At 37.0% G+C, this 257-nt stretch carries 1 protein-coding gene; it reads left to right on the top strand.

What is annotated here, in order from left to right; translation table 11 throughout:
- Positions 1-257: F0F1 ATP synthase subunit delta (locus CF394_RS13065; protein ID WP_106408212.1), on the top strand; the 257-nt coding region annotated here is incomplete at both ends.

Raw genomic sequence — 257 nt, 5'->3', positions numbered from 1 at the left:
AGAGCAAATCTTTTTTATGAGGTAATTGCGGATTGTTTGAATCGCCTTGAAAAAGAGACCAATCATTTTGTAGTCACGATTTCTTCAGCCCATCCTTTAACAGATGAACAGAAGGAACGTCTGCTCCCATTGATAGAGAAAAAAATGTCTCTGAAAGTGCGGAGTGTCAAAGAACAAATTGATGAAGGACTCATTGGTGGTTTTGTCATTTTTGCTAATCACAAGACAATTGATGTGAGTATTAAACAACAACTTCG

The sequence above is a fragment of the Tetzosporium hominis genome (assembly GCF_002265435.1).
GTDB lineage: Bacteria > Bacillota > Bacilli > Bacillales_A > Planococcaceae > Chryseomicrobium > Chryseomicrobium hominis.
The sequence above is the reverse complement of the archived record's forward strand: the minus strand, read 5'-3'. Positions and strand labels throughout refer to the sequence as shown.